At 35.8% G+C, this 20,996-nt stretch carries 23 protein-coding genes, 1 tRNA gene and 1 pseudogene; 21 read left to right on the top strand and 4 right to left on the bottom strand.

Annotation, left to right across the window (positions count from 1 at the left end):
* Nucleotides 1-368: 368 nt before the first annotated feature.
* Both AB9L17_RS18380 and AB9L17_RS18375 read left to right on the top strand, forming a co-directional pair.
* A pseudogene (locus AB9L17_RS18380) lies at nucleotides 369-710 on the top strand (methyl-accepting chemotaxis protein); the annotation flags it as partial.
* Nucleotides 711-755: 45 nt separating this feature from the next.
* Nucleotides 756-1,193: a CZB domain-containing protein gene (locus AB9L17_RS18375; protein ID WP_375200813.1), complete on the top strand. Its 438-nt coding sequence runs from the start codon at nucleotides 756-758 to the stop codon at nucleotides 1,191-1,193.
* Between the two features lie 465 nt (nucleotides 1,194-1,658).
* Here AB9L17_RS18375 and AB9L17_RS18370 read toward each other — a convergent pair whose 3' ends face one another.
* The gene (locus AB9L17_RS18370) at nucleotides 1,659-2,093 is read right to left on the bottom strand and encodes a YslB family protein (protein ID WP_068983916.1); all 435 of its coding nucleotides are present in this window, start codon (nucleotides 2,091-2,093) and stop codon (nucleotides 1,659-1,661) included.
* A gap of 272 nt (nucleotides 2,094-2,365) precedes the next feature.
* On the opposite strand from AB9L17_RS18370, the gene AB9L17_RS18365 reads away from it, so the two are divergent.
* From AB9L17_RS18365 to AB9L17_RS18305, 13 genes are all read left to right on the top strand, one after another.
* Entirely contained in the window at nucleotides 2,366-2,980 is a 615-nt protein-coding gene (locus tag AB9L17_RS18365) for a succinate dehydrogenase cytochrome b558 subunit (protein WP_068983915.1), read from the top strand.
* Between the two features lie 66 nt (nucleotides 2,981-3,046).
* Nucleotides 3,047-4,801, top strand: a complete 1,755-nt coding sequence (gene sdhA, locus AB9L17_RS18360) for a succinate dehydrogenase flavoprotein subunit (RefSeq protein WP_375199600.1) — start codon at nucleotides 3,047-3,049, stop codon at nucleotides 4,799-4,801.
* 32 nt (nucleotides 4,802-4,833) lie between these two features.
* Complete coding sequence (sdhB, locus tag AB9L17_RS18355; protein ID WP_375200812.1) at nucleotides 4,834-5,586, top strand: succinate dehydrogenase iron-sulfur subunit; 753 nt, start codon at nucleotides 4,834-4,836, stop codon at nucleotides 5,584-5,586.
* 449 nt (nucleotides 5,587-6,035) lie between these two features.
* Nucleotides 6,036-6,494, top strand: a complete 459-nt coding sequence (locus tag AB9L17_RS18350; protein WP_375199599.1) for an acyl-CoA thioesterase — start codon at nucleotides 6,036-6,038, stop codon at nucleotides 6,492-6,494.
* A 247-nt stretch (nucleotides 6,495-6,741) separates the two neighbouring features.
* Nucleotides 6,742-6,963 carry a helix-turn-helix domain-containing protein gene (locus AB9L17_RS18345; RefSeq protein ID WP_004226437.1) on the top strand — a complete coding sequence of 74 codons (222 nt, stop codon included), beginning with the start codon at nucleotides 6,742-6,744 and terminating at the stop codon, nucleotides 6,961-6,963.
* A gap of 74 nt (nucleotides 6,964-7,037) precedes the next feature.
* Nucleotides 7,038-7,490, top strand: coding sequence for a MarR family winged helix-turn-helix transcriptional regulator (locus tag AB9L17_RS18340; protein ID WP_068983911.1), 453 nt, complete (start codon nucleotides 7,038-7,040; stop codon nucleotides 7,488-7,490).
* A gap of 10 nt (nucleotides 7,491-7,500) precedes the next feature.
* Nucleotides 7,501-8,298: a glutamate racemase gene (gene racE / locus AB9L17_RS18335; protein ID WP_375199598.1), complete on the top strand. Its 798-nt coding sequence runs from the start codon at nucleotides 7,501-7,503 to the stop codon at nucleotides 8,296-8,298.
* Between the two features lie 130 nt (nucleotides 8,299-8,428).
* On the top strand, nucleotides 8,429-9,178 hold the full coding sequence (gene rph / locus AB9L17_RS18330; protein ID WP_375199597.1) for a ribonuclease PH: 750 nt from the start codon (nucleotides 8,429-8,431) through the stop codon (nucleotides 9,176-9,178).
* A gap of 1 nt (nucleotide 9,179) precedes the next feature.
* The gene (locus tag AB9L17_RS18325) at nucleotides 9,180-9,773 is read left to right on the top strand and encodes an XTP/dITP diphosphatase (protein ID WP_068983908.1); all 594 of its coding nucleotides are present in this window, start codon (nucleotides 9,180-9,182) and stop codon (nucleotides 9,771-9,773) included.
* A 12-nt stretch (nucleotides 9,774-9,785) separates the two neighbouring features.
* Nucleotides 9,786-10,289: a metallophosphoesterase gene (locus AB9L17_RS18320; RefSeq protein ID WP_375199596.1), complete on the top strand. Its 504-nt coding sequence runs from the start codon at nucleotides 9,786-9,788 to the stop codon at nucleotides 10,287-10,289.
* 133 nt (nucleotides 10,290-10,422) lie between these two features.
* Nucleotides 10,423-11,883, top strand: a complete 1,461-nt coding sequence (locus AB9L17_RS18315; protein WP_375199595.1) for a protein adenylyltransferase SelO — start codon at nucleotides 10,423-10,425, stop codon at nucleotides 11,881-11,883.
* A 101-nt stretch (nucleotides 11,884-11,984) separates the two neighbouring features.
* On the top strand, nucleotides 11,985-12,158 hold the full coding sequence (locus AB9L17_RS18310) for a DUF2639 domain-containing protein (protein WP_375199594.1): 174 nt from the start codon (nucleotides 11,985-11,987) through the stop codon (nucleotides 12,156-12,158).
* Nucleotides 12,159-12,219: 61 nt separating this feature from the next.
* The gene (locus tag AB9L17_RS18305) at nucleotides 12,220-12,921 is read left to right on the top strand and encodes a YqjF family protein (protein ID WP_375199593.1); all 702 of its coding nucleotides are present in this window, start codon (nucleotides 12,220-12,222) and stop codon (nucleotides 12,919-12,921) included.
* Between the two features lie 40 nt (nucleotides 12,922-12,961).
* Here AB9L17_RS18305 and AB9L17_RS18300 read toward each other — a convergent pair whose 3' ends face one another.
* Entirely contained in the window at nucleotides 12,962-13,627 is a 666-nt protein-coding gene (locus AB9L17_RS18300; protein ID WP_375199592.1) for a hypothetical protein, read from the bottom strand.
* Nucleotides 13,628-14,033: 406 nt separating this feature from the next.
* On the opposite strand from AB9L17_RS18300, the gene AB9L17_RS18295 reads away from it, so the two are divergent.
* Nucleotides 14,034-14,107 (top strand) — tRNA-Arg (locus AB9L17_RS18295).
* A 164-nt stretch (nucleotides 14,108-14,271) separates the two neighbouring features.
* Complete coding sequence (locus AB9L17_RS18290) at nucleotides 14,272-15,261, top strand: tyrosine-type recombinase/integrase (RefSeq protein WP_375199591.1); 990 nt, start codon at nucleotides 14,272-14,274, stop codon at nucleotides 15,259-15,261.
* A 945-nt stretch (nucleotides 15,262-16,206) separates the two neighbouring features.
* Here the strand turns inward: AB9L17_RS18290 and AB9L17_RS18285 are convergent.
* On the bottom strand, nucleotides 16,207-16,926 hold the full coding sequence (locus AB9L17_RS18285) for a hypothetical protein (protein WP_375199590.1): 720 nt from the start codon (nucleotides 16,924-16,926) through the stop codon (nucleotides 16,207-16,209).
* 174 nt (nucleotides 16,927-17,100) lie between these two features.
* Here AB9L17_RS18285 and AB9L17_RS18280 point away from each other — a divergent pair, with 174 nt between their 5' ends.
* The 4 genes from AB9L17_RS18280 (at nucleotide 17,101) to AB9L17_RS18265 (ending at nucleotide 20,365) form a co-directional block, all read left to right on the top strand.
* Nucleotides 17,101-17,889, top strand: a complete 789-nt coding sequence (locus AB9L17_RS18280) for an SMODS domain-containing nucleotidyltransferase (RefSeq protein ID WP_375199589.1) — start codon at nucleotides 17,101-17,103, stop codon at nucleotides 17,887-17,889.
* A gap of 13 nt (nucleotides 17,890-17,902) precedes the next feature.
* Nucleotides 17,903-18,670, top strand: a complete 768-nt coding sequence (locus AB9L17_RS18275; protein WP_375199588.1) for a hypothetical protein — start codon at nucleotides 17,903-17,905, stop codon at nucleotides 18,668-18,670.
* 835 nt (nucleotides 18,671-19,505) lie between these two features.
* Nucleotides 19,506-19,688 carry a hypothetical protein gene (locus AB9L17_RS18270; RefSeq protein ID WP_375199587.1) on the top strand — a complete coding sequence of 61 codons (183 nt, stop codon included), beginning with the start codon at nucleotides 19,506-19,508 and terminating at the stop codon, nucleotides 19,686-19,688.
* A gap of 218 nt (nucleotides 19,689-19,906) precedes the next feature.
* Complete coding sequence (locus AB9L17_RS18265) at nucleotides 19,907-20,365, top strand: helix-turn-helix domain-containing protein (RefSeq protein WP_375199586.1); 459 nt, start codon at nucleotides 19,907-19,909, stop codon at nucleotides 20,363-20,365.
* 274 nt (nucleotides 20,366-20,639) lie between these two features.
* Here the strand turns inward: AB9L17_RS18265 and AB9L17_RS18260 are convergent, their stop codons facing one another.
* Entirely contained in the window at nucleotides 20,640-20,834 is a 195-nt protein-coding gene (locus AB9L17_RS18260) for a hypothetical protein (RefSeq protein ID WP_375199585.1), read from the bottom strand.
* Nucleotides 20,835-20,996 lie beyond the last annotated feature (162 nt).

The raw sequence follows: 20,996 nt of genomic DNA, 5'->3' as shown, positions 1-20,996 counted from the left end.
TACAAATATTAAAAAAGCGAATTCAGGAATTGGAACTTGAGCAAGAAAGCATCGATGTGAGAAATGCGATTTTGGACTTTGTACTTGCACATGTGGAGTTAATTAATTGTCAAACGGCTTTAAAGGTTCAAAGTGTCTCAACAAATGTAGTAGATATTTCAGCAATGGCTGAAGAAATGTCATCCAATTCAGAAGAGATACTTGCGGTTGAGCAAAATGTTAATGCAAATATTCAAGAAATAAAACAGCATTCGTTATTACTTGTAGAGGAAATGGAATCATCTATTATAAAAGGTGAAATGGTTCAGGAGCTGTTAGCTAAAGGAGCTCATTCAACAAAACAGCTGGACAATGAAATGATTAAAATGAATGATATTAGTAAAAGTGTTACAGGGATTGCCGATCAAACACAATTACTAGCCTTAAATGCCTCTATTGAAGCTGCACGTGCAGGTGAGCAAGGGAAGGGCTTCAATGTTGTCGCGATGGAGGTAGGAAAGTTAGCTAATAGCTCGAAAGATTCATTGCAAGAAATGACGAAGATTCGATCAATCATCGATAAGCAATTACATAATACATTAAAAAATATTGAACAAGTCGAACATTACTTCACTGATTTTTTAAGTATCATGAAAGGTAATATTGCTAATTTGACAGTAACAAGTAAAAATATTGAAGAAGTAGCACATGGAATTCATCAAATAACAACTGTATCAGAAGAAAATGTAGTAGCTGTAGATCGTTTAGCTATAACAATGACAGAATTATCACATACAAGTGACTTCTCGGAAATAATACAGAATCAAGTATTTGAAATGTTACATGTTATTGCACCGACAATTCAAAAGCCCTCAGAGCAAACGGTAATCAGCCAATTGTCAGCAAGATTAATGGATCATGCTAGTTTTTTGCGAAATGCTATTCAAAAGGCAGGACATAAAGAAGCGTTAAAAACGCATCATCAATGTGCGTTTGGGAAATGGTATTATGGACATTTTGAGCAATATCAGAATTTACCAGAGTTTCGTCGTATAGAACAACCTCATGAATTAGTACATACGGCTGCTCAAAAATTAGTTAATGAGTTGTCAATTATTAATTTAGAGGAAACGATTCAACATTCACTTAATATTTTGGAAGCATTTATGTCGTTAATAGATGTACTTTTAAAAGAAAGACATGCTCAACTATAAAGTAAAACTTTAATTAGTGGTTTTTTTCTTTCCAACTGATTATTAGTCTTCATCAATCGGGCTTGAAAAACTATTATGTCAATGAAATTAAGGTGTCCTTTTAAATTAAGTTGAATGTTGTAAAGCTTTAGATGAAGGTGGCTCCCGTTCCAGGCTACTCATCATAAATTGAACAGAAAAGACTTATAACAGTGACAAGATTGTACACCTGTTACCGCTGACACTCCGCTTTCACCCAGAAAACAGATGTTGCTTAAGTTTTGTTTTATCACTATATGCCAGAAGATACATACTATTGTGAAGTGGTTGAATGGAGTGGAGGCTGGACGCTCCTTGGGGATCAGCAATAAGAGGAACGAAGGCTAAAACCAGCCGAATAGCCATACAAAGATTTCCTTGAGCATTTTGTTTTTCAACTAGAAAAGGATTGTCATCCATCAATTTGGAACGACAATCCTTTTCGTTTTATTCTGTTGGAACGGTGTTCATGATTCGCTCTTTAACGTCCCATTTTACTGTAAACATAACGTGCTGTTGCTTTTCACGCTTTTCATCATAGCATTCAGTTAAATAACCTTTTGCTTGCTGGATTTGTTCAGCTATAAATCCTGCTTCAAGTCTAAAGCTACGTAAACCGATTTGTAACAGTGTTGGATCATTTGTCAGTTGGAAGATACGTCCATCCTTCGATTCTTTCATAAGCTCTAAATTACCCCAACAGGCATCTGCGAAAAATGCGATAAGTTCATCTTGACTTTTACATGGAAACTTTCGAGCAAGCTCTTTTCCTGCCCAATAAAGGACGTCATCTTCATGTTTGCCAAGAATGGTAGATAGAATATGATCGCGGATTATCTCATAACCAAATGATGAGATTGTAGGAGATGAAGTGTTTAACATTGAAATCCTTCTTTCTTAGAATTTTCTTAAAATTTGACGTTAATAAAGTAAAGGTAGTTTTTTCGAGAAAAAACGATGCACCAAGTACTAGATTATTTCTTTAATAAGGGCTGCGAAAAACGTCGAGTTGCCTTGACGCTCGTAGCTCTTGAGAGTACAATAAACATGTCATAATATTGTACCATGATGAAATACACAGTCAATGAGGTATCATTTACAAAATGATGACTTCTTTTGCTGTGCTATTTTAAGTACTAAGGGGGGTAACAGTCTTGTCGAAAGATCGAGAGTTTTTATGGCGTCGCTTACATTCTCTACTTGGTGTCATTCCAGTAGGTCTGTTTCTGATGTTCCACTTGTCAATGAACTTCACTGCTGTTGGTGGTGAACAAGCTTACAATGATGCAGTAGGTAAGATGGAATTAATTCCACATAGTCTTCTGTTAGTAATGGAATGGGTAATTATTTATATCCCATTATTGTTCCACGCATTCTATGGTGTCTTCATTGCATTCACTGCTTCACCAAACACAGGGCGTTTCAGTACATACCGTAACTGGATGTTCTCATTACAACGTTTCACTGGTGTATTCTTAGTGATTTTCATTGCATGGCATATTTTCCAAACGCGTATCCAAAAAGCGTTAGGTGCAGATGTTGAGTTCAATATGATCGCAGATATCGTTGCGAATCCATTTATGCTTGGATTCTATATTGTTGGTATTTTATCAGCAACTTTCCACTTATCAAACGGTTTATGGGCATTCCTAGTAAGCTGGGGTATTACACAATCTCCTCAGTCTCAAAAGATTGCTACTTACGTAACAAACATTATTTTCGTAATTCTAAGTGTAGTTGGTGTGGCTGCTATTTTATCTTTCGTTTAATATAATTGAAGATACTATAGAGTCCATTCAATCATTGCAATTTTTTAAGAGGAGTGAGAAATAATCATGGCGAAAAGCAAAATAATTGTTGTCGGCGGTGGTCTAGCTGGTCTGATGGCAACGATTAAAGCAGCTGAAGTTGGTACTGAAGTTGATTTATTCTCATTAGTTCCTGTAAAACGCTCACACTCTGTATGTGCGCAAGGCGGAATTAATGGTGCGGTAAATACAAAAGGTGAAGGGGATTCTCCTTGGATCCACTTTGATGATACAGTATACGGTGGGGACTTTTTAGCAAACCAACCACCAGTTAAGGGTATGTGTGATGCAGCCCCTGGTATTATTCACTTAATGGACCGTATGGGTGTTATGTTCAACCGTACTCCAGAAGGTCTTCTTGACTTCCGTCGTTTCGGTGGTACTTTAATGCACCGTACAGCATTCTCTGGTGCGACAACTGGTCAACAATTACTATACGCGCTAGACGAGCAAGTTCGCTCTCACGAAGTAGCTGGTTTAGTGAACAAATATGAGCACTGGGAATTCCTTGGTGCAGTAGTCGATCCTGACGGCGTTTGTCGTGGTATCGTAGCGCAAGATATGCGTACTGAAGAAATCAAATCATTCCGTGCAGACGCTGTTATTATGGCAACTGGTGGCCCTGGTATTATCTTCGGTAAAACAACAAACTCTGTTATCAACACAGGTTCTGCTGCTTCTATCGTTTACCAACAAGGTGCTTCATACGCGAATGGTGAGTTCATCCAAATTCACCCAACAGCTATTCCTGGAGACGACAAAAACCGTCTAATGTCAGAATCAGCTCGTGGTGAAGGTGGACGTATTTGGACTTACAAAGACGGTAAACCTTGGTACTTCTTAGAAGAAAAATACCCTGCATATGGTAACTTAGTACCACGTGATATTGCAACACGTGAAATTTTCGACGTTTGTGTAAACCAAAAACTTGGTATTAACGGCGAAAACATGGTATACCTAGATCTTTCTCATAAAGATCCACATGAATTAGATGTAAAACTTGGTGGTATCATTGAAATCTACGAAAAATTCGTAGGTGATGACCCACGTAAATTACCAATGAAAATTTTCCCAGCAGTTCACTATTCAATGGGTGGATTATGGGTTGACTACAACCAAATGACTGAGATTCCTGGTTTATTTGCAGCTGGTGAATGTGATTACTCTCAACACGGTGCAAACCGTCTTGGTGCGAACTCATTATTATCTGCTATCTATGGTGGTATGGTTGCTGGTCCAAACGCAGTTGATTATGTTAAACATCTTAAAAAGCATGCTGAAGATCTTCCGCAAGAAATTTATGATGCTCGCGTAAAAGAAGAGCAAGCAAAATGGGATGCTGTCATGAAAATGGATGGCACAGAAAACGCTTACTTGATTCATAAAGAGCTTGGTGAAATGATGACTGCTACTATGACAGTAGTACGTTACAACAACCAACTAGAAGATACATTGAAAAAACTTGATGATCTTCTAAAACGTTGGGAAAACATCAACATCAACGATACGCAAAAGTGGAGCAACCAAGGTGCACACTTTACACGTCAGCTTAAAAATATGTTACTACTTGCGAAAGTAATGACAAAAGGTGCATTATTACGTAACGAATCTCGTGGTGCTCACTATAAGCCAGATTTCCCAGAACGTGATGATGAGAACTTCTTAAAAACAACTATGGCGAAATTTGATCCAACTACTGGTGAGCCAATCATCACTTACCAAGAAGTTGACGTTTCATTAATCCCGCCACGTAAACGTGATTACTCTGCGAAAGGAGACTAAGAATTATGGATATCGCAGCTAATACTGGAAGAATGGTAAAAGTTGAAATTTTACGTCAAGATACACAAGGTGGCAATGGCTACTGGCAGAAATTCGAAGTTCCTTACCGTCATGGTATGAACGTCATTTCTGTATTAATGGAAATTCAAAAGCATCCAGTTACGTCAAATGGTGAAAAAACATCACCAGTTGCATGGGACATGAACTGTCTTGAAGAAGTTTGTGGTGCATGTTCAATGGTTATCAATGGCCGTCCTCGTCAATCTTGTTCAACACTGATTGATCAATTGACTGAACCAGTTCGCCTTGAGCCTATGAAAACATTCCCAGTAATTCGTGACTTACAAGTTGACCGTGAACGTATGTTCAATGCACTTAAAAAAGTTAAAGCATGGGTTCCAATCGATGGTACTTATGATTTAGGTGAAGGTCCACGTATGCCAGAAGGTAAACGTCAATGGGCTTATGAATTATCTAAATGTATGACTTGTGGTGTATGTATGGAAGCGTGTCCAAACGTGTCTGAAAAAGCTTCATTCATCGGACCAGCACCATTATCACAAGTACGTCTATTCAACACTCATCCAACGGGTGCCATGATTAAAGACGAACGTTTAAATGCAATTATGGGTGATGGAGGCCTTGCAAACTGCGGTAACTCACAAAACTGTGTAGCTGCTTGTCCAAAAGGTATTCCTTTAACAACATCTATCGCATCATTAAACCGTGCAACTACAGTGCAAATGTTCCGTAACTTCTTCGGTTCTGACCACTTCGTAGACTAATAGTACGAGCTTTACGCCCAAACTCCCTTACACTAAATGTGTGAGGGAGTTTTTTCTATTTTAAAATAAGTGATTTACAGGCTATTCTATCCTAAGTGGCGTTATTGGATAAAGATTAATAAACTAAAAGAGTTCTTTAGGATATTTGTGAAGGAGACCCAGTAGTCAATCGGCGAAGCGCTTGAGGAAGCTTCACATTGCGCCTCCCCTAATTGTTTGATATAAAGACAGTACTCTTACAAATACAGCTTAAGCAAAGGAGTAATGATTGAATAAAGATAGTTGACTGATCCCGCAGATAAGGCAGTTTGTTGAAAAAAAGTGAGTGAAAATTCGGATTTTATATGACAATTTAACGTTTTCTTATATAATGAATATATATTCATTATTGTTCGCTAATTCTGTATGTTACTTAGAAGAAGTGAATCAAAATTAGGGGGATGGCTAAGATGAAAGCAAGTTATATTGGAGATTTTCAGGAATGGGTAAAGGATTTTTCGTTTTTAACTGAGGTGCGTGTACGTTTTTCAGAAACGGATATGTTCGGTCATATGAACAATACAGTTAGTTTTACATATTTTGAACAGGCACGAATTGATTATTTTCGCCATTTAGGAATTCTAATGCCATCAGCAAGTGATGAAACTGTGGATAGTATTCCAATCGTAGCCGACTTACAGTGTGACTACGTGAAGCAAGTTTTCTTTGATGACGTCCTAAGAATTTATACGAAGATAGCGAAAGTAGGAAGCTCATCGATGGATATCCATTATTTAGCGAAAAATCAACATGATGAGGTTTGCTTTACGGGTCGTGGTACGATAGTGCAAATGGATCCTCGGACTGGGAAGAGTGTACCTCTATCTGAAGAAACAAGGGCTCAACTCGTTAGCCTGGCGATTCTGTAACAGAAAAGTCGATTCAAACTATTGAGATTACGGAGCTAAAAAATAGATAGTGAGTAATAGGGTATTTTTTCGCTATTAACAAACATTTCAGCTGATGAAATTGCCATTTCACATGAATTTACGGATTTATGGAAACGATTTTCAAATTTTTTCAGGAAACATGTGATATTCATCAAAATAGCCGTCACCGCTCCTCGTTCCTTAACATAAGTTACAATACGTGCGGGGGAGGAGGGTGTAACTGAAAATGAATGGCTCTCATCATCGTTCTCTTTTAACAAACCGAGAACGTGAAATATTTGCGCTTTTATTAGCTGAAAAAACAACGAGGGATATTGCAGAGCAACTTGGTATTAGTGAAAAAACAGTGCGAAATCACATTTCCAACACAATTCAAAAGTTAGGTGTAACAAATCGATCTCAGGCGTTAATTGAGCTGTTACGCTTAGAAGAATTCAAATTAGACTAATGGACACTTGCTATTTCAGAAAAAAAACGACAAAATAGAACTATTCAACGTATTTTTAGGAGTGAAATAGTTATATGTCGGATGAAGTAACAAAGCACTCACCTGAAACCGTTACAACGGTTGAAAAGGAATTACGCTATATAGCGGCCATTGTGAAACAAAAAGGAAGAGAAATTGTTTCACAATATGCGATTACGCCGCCACAATTTGTTGCATTACAGTGGTTAGAAGAGCTTGGAGATATAACAATTGGCGACTTGTCAAACCGATTATACTTAGCTTTTAGTACAACGACAGATTTAGTGGACCGAATGGAGAAAAATGAATTAGTCAAACGTGTGCGTGACGAAAATGATCGTCGTGTCGTTGTTGTTCATCTTCTCGAAAAAGGCGAACGTATTATTCAAGAAGTAATTGAAAAAAGACAGCAATATTTGCAAGAAAAGCTTGTTGGTTTTAACGAACAAGAAGTCGAGCAATTATCAAGCTTTTTAGAAAAACTACATGTACACATGAAACAGGATTGAGGCGGAAAGTATGAATGCCCCGATAGGCGTTATTGACTCAGGAGTAGGCGGTTTAACCGTAGCAAAAGAAATAATGAAGCGATTACCAAATGAAACGATCTATTATATTGGTGATACAGCAAGATGTCCTTATGGTCCGAGAACTCGTCAGGAAGTACGAAACTTCACTTGGCAAATGGCAAAAGCACTAGAGAAAATGAATATCAAAATGCTCGTCATTGCTTGTAATACAGCGACTGCAGTAGCACTCGAAAGTTTACAAAGAAATATGCCTTTTCCGGTACTAGGCGTTATTAATGCTGGCGCACGTGCAGCTGTAAAGAAAACGAAGCGACATGAAGTCGTTGTGCTTGCAACAGAAGGAACAATTAAAAGTGCGGCGTATGAGGAAGCATTATTGTCACTGAATACGTCAACACATATTATTCCATTGGCGTGTCCAACATTCGTACCACTTGTAGAAAGTGGCGAATATAAAGGTGAATTTGCAAATAAACTAATTGAAGAAGGCTTAAAGTCGTTGAAAAATGAACAATTTGATACAGTTATACTAGGATGTACACATTATCCCATATTGCAAAAGCAAATTGAAGCTGTGGTCGGAGAAGAAGTCTTTGTACTATCTTCCGCAGAGGAAACAGCAAAGGATGTTCAAGAAATGCTTGCGTATAATGGTACTTTGGCTGACCAAGATGCAGTGCCTGCTCATAAATTTTTTGCAACCGGTTCTGTTCCAATTTTCCGTTCGATTGCTGAAAATTGGCTTGAGCAAGGAACTCTCAATATAAAACGTATTACATTAAAATAAAAAATCAGCTTAGCAATGGGCTAAGCTGATTTTTGCCGTTTTTAGCAATGTACATAAGGGACTGAGTACTTTTTTGAAGGATAAAATTATGGTAAGATGAGGGCGCGAAAGTTTTTAGGAGGAAAAAATGATGACAAGATTTGATGGAAGAAATGTAGATGCACTGCGTCCCGTGAAAATAGATAGTGAGTATTTATTACACCCGGAAGGCTCAGTTTTAATTCAAGTAGGCAATACAAAAGTAATTTGTACAGCAACGATTGAAGATAAGGTACCTGGGTTTTTACGTGGACAAGGTAAAGGTTGGATCACGGCAGAATATTCGATGTTACCTCGTGCAACAGCACAACGTACACCACGCGAATCATCTCGTGGCAAAGTCAATGGCCGTACAATGGAAATCCAACGTTTAATTGGTCGAGCATTACGTGCTGTAGTTGACCTAGAAGCACTTGGTGAGCGTACTGTATGGATTGACTGTGATGTGATTCAAGCAGATGGAGGCACACGTACAGCCTCAATTACAGGCGCATTTGTAGCGATGACGCAAGCAATTGCTAAGTTTGCAGAAGAAAAACAATTAGCTAAATTCCCGGTGACAGACTATTTAGCTGCAACAAGTGTTGGTATTGTAGAGGATCATGGAGCAATTTTAGACTTAAACTACGTTGAAGATGTTGCTGCTGCTGTAGATATGAATATCGTCATGACAGGAGCAGGACGATTTGTTGAGCTACAAGGGACAGGTGAAGAAGCAACCTTCTCTCGTGAAGAGTTAAATGAACTACTGGCGTTAGGTGAAGCGGGCATTCAACAATTGATTGCACTTCAAAAAGAGACACTAGGTGATTTGGCTAACAAAGTGGGAGGAAATGAATAACATGAATCAAGTAGTGATTGCCACTAAAAATAAAGGAAAAGCAAAAGATTTCGAAGCATTATTTGGTCCACTTGGCTATGAAGTAGTAACGATGTTTGATGTTGCACCAGAAATGGAAATAGAAGAAACAGGCACTACCTTTGAGGAAAATGCAATCTTAAAGGCAGAAGCATTGGCGAAAGAGCTAAACACAATTGTTATTGCTGATGATAGTGGCTTAGCTGTTGACGCATTAAATGGTGAGCCAGGTGTTTATTCTGCACGTTATGCTGGTGATCATGATGATGAAGCAAACATGGTTAAACTATTAGAAAACCTAAAAAATGTCGAAGATGAAAAACGTACAGCACGTTTCTGCTGTTGCATTGCTATTGCAGGGCCAGGTTTTGAAACGACAACAGTTTTTGGTACTTGTGAAGGTGTCATTGCACACGAAAAACGTGGTACAAATGGATTTGGTTATGATCCTGTTTTCTTTGTCCAAAGCTTAAACCGTATGATGGCTGAGCTAACAGCCGAAGAAAAGGGGGCAATTTCCCATCGTGGGAATGCGATTCGTAAGTTGAAGGAACAATTGCCAAATCTTATAAAATAAGAGGTGATATCCATGCAAATACTAGTCATGAGTGATACACATGGCGATAGTGATGTGATTGAAAAAGTTCGTGGCTTCTATCCAAATATCGATACTTTCATTCATTGTGGAGATAGTGAGCTTCCATTCTCACATAAAGCATTGGATGGTATGAAGAAAGTGCGAGGGAATTGTGACATTGATCAAGCTTTTCCAGATGAAGCAGTATTCGATTTAGAGGACGTAACAGTCTTTGTAACACATGGTCATTTATTCAATGTTAAAACTTCAATCTTGTCATTATCATATCGTGCAAAAGAAGTAGACGCGCAAATTGTGTGTTTTGGTCACTCTCATATACTTGCTGCTGAAATGATTGAGGATGTCTTATTTTTAAATCCGGGGAGCTTATTAAAACCACGTGGTCGTAAAGAAAAAAGCTTTGCCCTTGTCGAGATTGAAAATACGTATTTTGAAGTAAAGTTCTTTACGGATGATAATCATTGTATTTCCACTCACAAGTTTATACGAAAATGATGGAACAAAAACGCTTAGGTTAAAATAACTCAAAGCGTTTTTGTTTTATTAGCAGAAAGCTAAATGGTAAAAATGGCTATGAATTGTTTATGATGAAGGAGAAAAAATAACTATAAACGACAAAGGAGAAAACATGGACAATACAATAGGATGGAATTTTGATAATAGCTATGCCCGCCTACCAAACATTTTTTATACATCGCTCATTTTAAATCCAGTTCGTTCACCAAAATTAGTAGTGTTAAATGAAGCGGTAGCACAGTCACTTGGATTAAATTTCAATGCTCTACAAAAAGAAGAAGCGGTCGCGATTTTTGCGGGTAACAACAGCCCAACTGGTGGCACGCCTATTGCGCAAGCTTACGCTGGTCATCAATTTGGGCATTTTAATATGCTAGGAGACGGAAGGGCGCTGTTGTTAGGAGAACAATTAACACCAAATCATGAACGATTTGATATCGCGCTGAAAGGCTCAGGAAGAACCCCTTATTCCCGAGGTGGAGATGGTAGAGCAGCACTTGGTCCAATGCTACGTGAATATATTATTAGTGAAGCAATGCATGCACTCGGTATTCCAACCTCTCGAAGCTTGGCTGTCGTCACTACAGGCGAAACGATTATTCGTGAAACCAAGCTCCCTGGTGCAGTTTTAACTCGTATTGCAAGTAGTCATTTGCGAGTGGGAACTTTCCAATACGCAGCAAATTGGGGAACTGAAGAGGAGCTAAAAGCTTTGGCAGATTATGCTTTGGAGCGTCATTTTTCAAATGTTGATCAAGCTCAAAATCGCTATCTCTATCTACTTCAGGAAGTCATGAAGAAGCAAGCAACTCTCATTGCAAAATGGCAACTAGTCGGTTTTATCCATGGTGTCATGAACACAGATAATATGGCCATTAGTGGGGAGACGATTGATTATGGTCCTTGCGCTTTCATGGATATCTATGATCCAGCGACAGTATTTAGCTCGATTGATCGACAAGGTCGTTATGCGTACGGTAACCAACCTAATATCGGGGGATGGAATTTAACACGTTTTGCTGAATCATTATTACCATTAATCGATGAAAATCAGGAAGATGCCATAAACCTAGCTCAAGAGACATTACAACAATATCCACAGCTGTATTATGCAAACTGGTTAACAGGTATGCGAGCAAAACTTGGGTTGTTTAACGAAGAAGATCAGGACGTAGCACTAATTGAAGAGTTTCTATCGTTAATGCAGCAGTATCAGGCAGACTATACGAATACATTTATTGCATTAACCTTCGATAAATTTGATGAATCAACGTTATTTAGTGCAAAAGAATTTAAAGAATGGCATCAGAAATGGCTTGGAAGACGTGAAAGACAACAGGAAACAACAGCCATGTCTCACCAATTAATGCGGAATCATAATCCAGCAGTAATTCCACGAAATCACCGTGTAGAAGAAGCATTAGAGGCTGCTGTTGAATGTGGAGACTACAGTGTAATGGAACGATTACTGAATGTTCTTGCACAGCCTTTTGCACATACTAAGGAGCAGCAGGAATATGCTACTTTACCAACACCATCTAACCAACCATATCGTACTTTTTGTGGCACATAAGTTAAAAACGAGGGATAAATTCCTTCGTTTTTTTATGTACAATAACCGTAACCACATAAAACTCTGAAGCATACGCTATGTATGAATATATGTGAAGGAGAATGCGTGACGTGTATAAGTATTCAAAAGGTTGGTTTGTTAAGCAACTTCGAGACCATGGAATTTTGGTGCATCCACAATATAAAAGTCATTTAGGCAATTATAAAGAATCCGAATTACGCAATTTATATTACAAATATGTTGAAAAAGAAACGTTCGATTCAGAACAAAAATAATCATTTTCGTTTGAATAACTCCTTTGTAGGAAAGAATTTTACTACAGAAGGGAGTTATTTTATGTGGAGCAAACCGTGGATTATGACGCAAATATGGCAGGATGTGTTGTTTCTACATTGGCCAATATCACCTAATGAAATAGAGCCGTACATCCCTCAAGAATTGCAACTGGATCTCTATGAAAATAACGCTTGGCTTAGTGTTGTCCTTTTTAAAGTAAAAGGACAACGGCTGAGATTTTTACCACCATTCCCTGGGATGGATTCCTATTTACAGCTGAATGTCCGTACATATGTTACATATAACGGCATGAAAGGTATTTATTTTTTTAACTTAGATGTTACAAATCGTTTTATTGTACAAATAGCTACAAAAGCCAGTCTATCCTATCGCCATTCAAAAATATCTTTAAAACAAAGAGGAAACCATTTTTCTTTTACAAGTTTACATCACGGAGCGCTGGCTGAAAGGTTGAAGATTTCCTATCAACCGATTTCTAGTGCAATAATGAGTTCTACCTTAGAAAAATGGTTGGTGGAACGTTATCATTCTTGGTCGAAATGGAAAAATTCCTTATTTCGCATAGATATAAGTCATATGCCTTGGCAGTTGCAACGGGTCAACATTGATATCGTAAGCAATACACTAGCTCCTTTTGTGAATGAAACAACAAAAGGAATTCATCCAATAGCTCATTATTCAAAAATACAAAAGGCTAGAATTTATCCACCGATAGTGGAAATAAAAAACCAGCTTTATTAACAAATTAACTTTGTCAAAAAAGCTGGTTTTATTAATAACATTAATAAAAAAGATAGCAAAATTGCATCACAATGGCACTAGCAATCATATCCGACATAGCAAGTGCCTCGGCCTCAATGACATCAAAAATTTGTACATCTGCTTGATAATTTTTCTGAATCATTGCTACAGCTTCTTTTTTTGTTAAAGCTAAATGCGTATAGAACATTTTTTGCAAGTCCTCTACACTCAAGTATGGATTTATTCGATTCAAAAATATTACAATTTCGTTAGCATTACGATACCATTCCTTTTCTTTTGCCTCTGCTGTTGCTGCATCCCCTTTAGCAGCTGCAGTAACTAACTGTGCTGCAATAATAAGGTGTTCTTTAATCAGCTCAGAATAGCGATCAGCAATTTGGTCACCGTAAAATGGACGTAGGCAATTACCTAAGTCAGTCGCATTTCGTAGCAGCCGTTCCTGCACAAAGGGTAAGTCAGGTAAACCAAAGACAATACTGATAATCGTCATCCTCGTCCAATTGACGTGCTCCATCCATAATAAACGATTCATTGCCATAAAATCAGCTTCAGCTTTACTAATACAGCGCCGGCAATCGTTCTGAGGTTTCAAAAAATGGCGAATTGGTGCGGTATATTGAGTGTTGGGAGCAATATATAGCGCGCTTAAAGGATTGCCATAATCTCCATATGGATATGAAAACAATGTATATCAACTCCTTCTAATATTCTTTCTAGTGTAGAATACTCTGAGGTACTCCCAGTTATGAAAGAAGTGAATCTGTTTTATTCTTATTACAACATTGGCATTATTTCGTGCATATGCTAATACAATGTCTTTGCCAATCCCTTGTGCATCACCAGTTACGACACTACTAAATCATTCAAACACTTTAGGATCCTCCAGTTTTTTTGCTTTTTTATTTTAGTAAAAAATCTGTTATGATTAGCAAAAGTAGTTTTGAGAAATGGCATAAAGGGGTATATGAAATCATATAATATTTATCATGAGGCAAACCTTGCCTTCATAGTAAAATTAATGTTGACATTATGCTTTAAAGCACATATAATAAATATTGTCGTTAATATAGTTTATATAGAGATGACATCATGTCTCAGTAGCTCAGCAGGATAGAGCAACGGCCTTCTAAGCCGTCGGTCGGGGGTTCGAATCCCTCCTGGGACGTCCAAAAAGCAGGTTTCAGGCCTTTAGGGATAAGGGTTTGAGAGAAATTAGGGATACGGTCAGGGCTTCGGTCTGAATGACTTTATCCCTTTTTTGTACCCTTGTAATTTTATTAGGAGACCAGAATCATCTTCCAATCAATTCTTGAATGGAGGATTTTTTTTATGACTAAAAAGTCGGGACTATTTGAAGTAGATGTTGATTTAAACCTTTTAAAGTTTGAGAATGAGGCAACTGTTAAGCATGTGAAAAATAATTCAAAAATGATAAAAGATGCGATTCAAATTGTGAAAAGACAAATGATTTCCAGTGGTCTTCGACCTCGAACAATAAAAGACTATGAAACAATTGTAAATCACTTAAAAGATGTACAGGCTATTACGTTTTTAAATGAAATAACATTAGATACAATCTATTCTTGGCTTGAAACCATGCAAGTTTCAAATCAAACAAAATTAACCAGATTAAAAGCACTTAAGTCATTCTTAAGTAAATGTTATACAAATGGTTGGTATGAGTCAAAATTTTGGCAAGATGTGAACCTCAAAGTAGATAAAAAAGTAAAAGCTGGAGCAAATGAAAAAGATGTACAATTATTGATTTCTCTTTTAGATTTAAATACTTTTATAGGTCTAAGAGATGCAGTAGCAATATTAACAATGTATAAAACTGGGATTAGAATAAATACTTTAGGAAAACTTGAAGAAAAACATATCGATTTTGATGAAAAAACGTTGGTTTTAGAAGGGGAGATTTTAAAAAATCATAAGTTATTGAAGCTACCGATTGATAATCAATTAATTCAGTTGTATCAAGTGTTGATTCAACAAAATAATAAAATTCGACGACATTATCATCAAAACAACGAGAATATCTTTATTTCCTATAAAGCAACTCCTTTAGATACAAAATCCACTAATAATGCAATTTCAAAACAATTAACAAAGTATAGCAAACAATTTGGCTTAAAAAACATTAACCCACATGCACTTAGAAGAGCATTTGCTAAAAATTTACTTTCCAAAGGAGCTAATATTGCATTAATATCTAAAGCATTAGGACATTCTAACTTAGAAGTCACAACCCAGTATTTAGATTTGGATGTTGACGAAGTATCAAATAGCTTAAGAGAATTTTTGGTTGAAAGAAATTAATTAATTGGTTGCTAAAGTAAATGTTTATAGCCAATCACTAAAACAAAGACATCAATATCTGGCCCAGTTAAAATTTATTGTTGATTTTAGGGTGGAAATTAATTGGAACTCGATTTTCAGAGTTCCAATGTGTAATTAGTGCTCTAAATTTTATACTCCATGTATTCCTTTAAACTGAAGACCATGAAGCAATCTTAGCAAGAAACAGACTCTACTCGGGGATTGCCATATATAGTAGTGAAATAGAAAGAGAACTCTTTGAAGAATCCTTGAACAAAATATCGAACTCATTCAAGAATCAATAGAAGAGAATGAAGAATATGAATGGATTGATGATATGGAGAAGCGTGAAAAAATCATTAATCAACAAAGAGTTTAAATAGGGAAGATGATAAAAGGTTTACTTGAGGCATTCCTAAATAAATTGAATTGATTGGACTAAGTGAGATAACGAAATCTTAGATGAGGTTATTAATGCCTTAGATGTATTGCTGAATGAAGACAAAATGTCTATCCGCATTACATTATCCGAGATAGGTTCAATGATAGGAAGGAAAGCTCTTTTGAGAAGAAGTTAAATAAACTACCCAAAACAAAGCTCTACCTGGAAAAACATTTGGATTCAGTCAGTGAATTTCAAAACAGAAGAATTGAATATGTCTTAAATAAAATGAAAATGCAAGAAGAAGTATGACCTAATTGGCAGATTTTAAGAAATGCTGGCTTACCGTATGAGGAAAAACCTAAAATTAATAAGAGACCGCATAATAAATTTTTGACAACTAACTAATCGTTCAGTGCAATTATTGAAGGATTTAAAAATGAAGAGCCAAAACTTCAGGTAGAGCGGTGTGGCTCTTTTTGTAAATCAAAGATATTTCATTAACTACACGCAGATTTATCACCACCGCTCCCTTTAAACACAATGGCTAATATAGCAGTAATTTACCAGCTATCACAAAGAGTTGCCCTTGTCATAGCATGAATGTTATTGAAGTATGAAGATAGTTCCTTAATTGCATCAATCAAATCATCTAATTCAGTTTTTTTGCTAATATGTGCCTCAACGAGTTCTTCGTCATCATTAAAAATAAGAAAAGCTACCTCTTGCTTGTTAGGGTTTAATTTTTTTGTTACTTCCTCAATATCAATCATTTCAACGTTATATTTCTTTTTATCCGCATTTTTATTTTTTGTAAAAGGATAACGAAAGTAAGTACTATCAAAATCATATGATTTAATCATATCAACGTATATCTGATTTTCAGGTTTGATAATATCCCAATTAGCATCGGGGGCTTTAAGTGCTAATGATTCTCTGTTTTCTTCTAATATCTCCATAAAATACTTGTATAGAGTAGATATATCGTGGCATTTTGATATTTCCTTCCACTCTTTTTTCACTTTTATATATGGAATATCATTATCAAAAGCAAGTTCACCATCTTTATAGGGCAATCTCAATTCCTTATGAAAAATGGTTATAAGCGATTTTATATATAATTCTACTGAATGCCTAAATAGATATAAAACTGGCATTTCACCTGAATTAAAGCCACCCTTATAGTTTTCATCAAGAAAAATAGCTGTACGTCTGAAGTTTGTGGCCGTAATTCCAAAACCTAAATCAATATGGGTTGAAATATCAGTAAATAAGTATTTCATAACATTCCTCCAATTAATATCTCTTTTTATTCATCTCTTTTCCTTTTAACCAAATTATATCTTAATATTAACTATTTGGGATTATTGGTTATTCCAAAAAGAATATATGTTTGCCTTTAGTCGATTGTATGATAGAATTTGACTATAATAAAGAAATACGAAAGGGCTGGTCAAATGAGTGTACAATCGCATTTGGATAATTTATCGAGTCAATTGAACTTAAAGCAAGATGAAAAAGATAAGATAAAGAAGTCTATTGAAACGTTATCAGATAGATTGAATAGGTATTTTGATGGCCAATTAATAGGTCACTTTAAATTCGGCTCATATACAAGAGGAACAATTTTACCGAGAAAAGCTGATGAATATTCAGATGTTGATTATATGGTTATTTTCAAAAACCCGAAAGAATATAAACCACAAACTTTACTAAACTACTTAAAAAACTTTGTGAATTATTACTATAGAAGTTCTGAGATTCATCAATCACATCCCACAATTGTACTTGAACTTAATCATATTAAATTTGAATTAGTTCCTGCCAAGCAGGATTATTGGGGAAATATCTATATTCCATCAAGTGCTTCTTCATATGAAGAATGGATTGCAACAAATCCGAATGCCTTTAACGAAAAGTTGACTAATGCAAATATCAGATATCAATCAAAGATAAAACCTTTGGTGAGGTTGATGAAATACTGGAACAGGTTAAATGGAAGTTACTTAACTTCATACGCATTAGAAAACTGGATTGTCGAAAATTATTATTGGAATTGTAATAGTTTAAAGGATTTCACTTACAGTACATTTGAGAAGTTGACGTATAATTATAATGACCCGCAGGGCTATAAGCAAAAGGTGGATAGAGCCAAAAAAATTATAGAACAAACAAAAGAATATGAAAGAAATGGTAGGCCTTATTCTGCAGAATCTGAAATTAAGAAATTATTTCCTAACTTTTAAAGGGGATTAGTAGATGGCAACAGAAAGAATTGATACAGTTGAAAATTATTTTAATAGGGTTTCGCAAATTAGTGTAGTAAGCAGTGTCCTTTTTTGGTCGTCTGTGATTTGCTCTTTTGCAGTATTCTTTACAGGTAAAAATGTAGATATAAACAATCTAATGAATATTTTATTTATCCTCATTACATTTTTATATTTTGTTTTTAGTAACGGGTTAAGCATCTTTTCGTTGAGGGAAGCACAAAATAAGAGACGAGTCCATTTGTTGTCTGATTCGCTTGGGATAAAGCTCGATGATGAAGAAACAAATTTGTATTATAACAATTCGCAATCGCCTTCTATTCTTCGATTAGGAATGAATGTTTTTGAGAATAGCTTATTTACATTAAGGATAACTGAACGAATGTGCAAATTGGAGCGAGTTAAAGTGCTTCTTTATATTATTATTTGGTTCTTGTTGATTTTACTTAGAGACACGAATCTAAACTTTTTAGCAATAGTAGCTCAGACCCTATTCACTACGGGGTTGGTAGTTTCGTGGATTAAGTTAGAAGTTCTTCGACATTCATGTGGACAGATTTTCAATGAGTTTAGACAGATTTTTTTGGCAAATGGTTTAAAGGCCAATAAGAAAGCAATATCAATAATTCTAAATTTAGTTTTTCGCTATGAAACAACTGTAGCAAGTATGGGTATTCAATTATCCAGTAAAATATTTCGTGGAATAAATTCTTCTGTTTCAGAAGAATGGGAGACGGTTAAAAGGAATATCAACATATAGTTAGGCTTTTGGATGAATTTGATTAAGGTGAGTCTTGAAAATATAATTGGATTTTATTCTTGTACCTTAACACTTACATCCTTCTTCTTTGTACACTCCTAAAAAACATTGTCCCTAACTAAAAAAAGTGTATCCTTAGATAAAAAGGATGGTCAAGACTGGAGGGAAATCAGGAGAAAACCTGATTGTCCTTCGGTCTTTTAAGGTATACTTCCAAGCTTTTCATTGACAGGAGCAATGGCAGACATGACTATCTTCAGTTTCTTGAAAACCAAAAAATGAACCCCAACTTGAAGGATAATGGACAATTGGAAATGGTAATCCTTCTTTATACGTAATACAACCATCTGATTCTAATGTCGGCACAATTTTAGAACGCATTCGATTTTCACTCCGTTTCTTCTATATAGCTACTATAGATTATCTCTATTTCCCTTTAGCCTTAAAATCTCAAATAAGTATTTGTTTAAATTGGAAATATATCAATGTATATAATGGTATCAAATGATGAAATAGAATGAATATAGTAATTCTATCAGGTGCAATAGAAAAAAATTTGATGAATAGAAAATGCCTTCCTCGACATGGATTAAAGTGGTATACTCAATGCATTCACATAGGGAGGTGTTTCTTTTGCAAAGGGAATGTATGAAGCATTTAAATTATTTTAGATTGGCAATTTCAAAAATTGAACATGGTAGATGTACATGAGACGTTGGATATAGCGATGACTATATGCAGCGTCTTTTTATTTTTGTCTATAGTCAAAATGGAATTATTTTTCCATTGATTTTTGAGAGGGAAAAATGTTGGATAAACAAGGGGAGGATAAAGAATGACTGTATATCAGATGTTAAAAAACATCCACGTTGTTACGTATGAAGCACAGGTCAACTTTTTTGAAAAGGAAATTTATAAAGAGTCTGAGCTTGCTGATGCTTTTTTAGATGTGCAGCTTCTACTTAAAGCAGGGGTATGTAAGCTTGTTGTGATGGATAAAGAAATTAATAGGGAATGAACAGAAAAATTAGTTTATCTGATGCATCCACGGTTTATAGTGAAAGGTTTTTATGCTTCATCTTACTTTTCCTCTCTGATATTATCGAATAAATTTGCATACCAAATCTATAATATAGCAAGTTTCTAATGACAAAGGATTCTATTTTTTAGAAATCATCATTATTGGAATTTCTAATGCGATTGTGGATTAGATAAATTAAACAGGGGGAACTGTATATGAATGAAAATACTACGACTGTAAAAGGAAACCGAGAGATTTCAAGGACATTTTGTCAGCGTCTCAAGCACTATCGGCAAGTCCGAAATCTCACTTATAAGCAATTAGGCGAACTGGCAAAAATGGATGCAGGCTATATCAACAAACTTGAAAAGGGTATTAGACGTGCCCCTTCGTATCCAATTATAAAGAACCTCGCTCAAGCACTTGGCGTGCAGATAACCGATTTAGTTGATATCGACACATTTGAGGAGGACCTTCCAGCGAAGAGTATTCAAGAGATGTTGGTATATAACGAATATCTGATTAGAGGAAAACTGCCAACAATGGAGGCAAGAGAGAGTTTGTTAGCACTTATACAGACATTACTGGATAGTGAATGGAAAGGGCATAGCAAACATGTAGATACTATTAAAATAATCAGTAAAGTTGATGTTTTTCTTAAGGCACTAAATTAATACATGAACAAAAGTTAGAAAAGAGAACTATGATTTTTTATTAGTTCTCTTTATTTTGATTTCAAAGGGTGTTCCAGATTCTTCATACTAAATGGACATTTTAAGGGATAAAAACATATAATTATAAGTTTTTAATTATTCTAAGGTTACTTACTTTCTCTTCTCTGTTCCAGAATCTCCGTACTGAACATACACATAATACCGTATGTAGTTAAACAGGAACAAAGCATGGGGGTTACCAGTACCTTATTTCAATAGGGGCATGTATTTAATCTTATACAAAATCAAATACGCCTCCAATGAATCTGCCTATGCCTCTAAGCAACCAGAAGATTAATCTGAAGGGTAAGAAAATTAATTCTGGTATACAGGATAGTACATCAAGAATGAAATCTAAAAAGGTATAATTTTTATCACTCTTCTTACTTTTTCTCGTTTTGTTTTTCTTTCTTTGCCACCATTTCTTCATATGACTCATCCCTTTTTCCTGAAATAGTTACTGACCTTTATAATTTTTCTTAAATAAATTTACGTTTAAGAGTTTATTTGGTTTCATTTAATAGTTAGACTACATTAACAATGTGGATTCAAATAATGTTTGTTCATAACTATATCTAAACATCTGCGAAAT

Origin of the sequence: Lysinibacillus sp. RS11 (assembly GCF_042019215.1) — a bacterium.
GTDB classification, from domain to species: domain Bacteria; phylum Bacillota; class Bacilli; order Bacillales_A; family Planococcaceae; genus Lysinibacillus; species Lysinibacillus xylanilyticus_A.
This window is presented reverse-complemented; position numbering and strand designations above follow the sequence as displayed.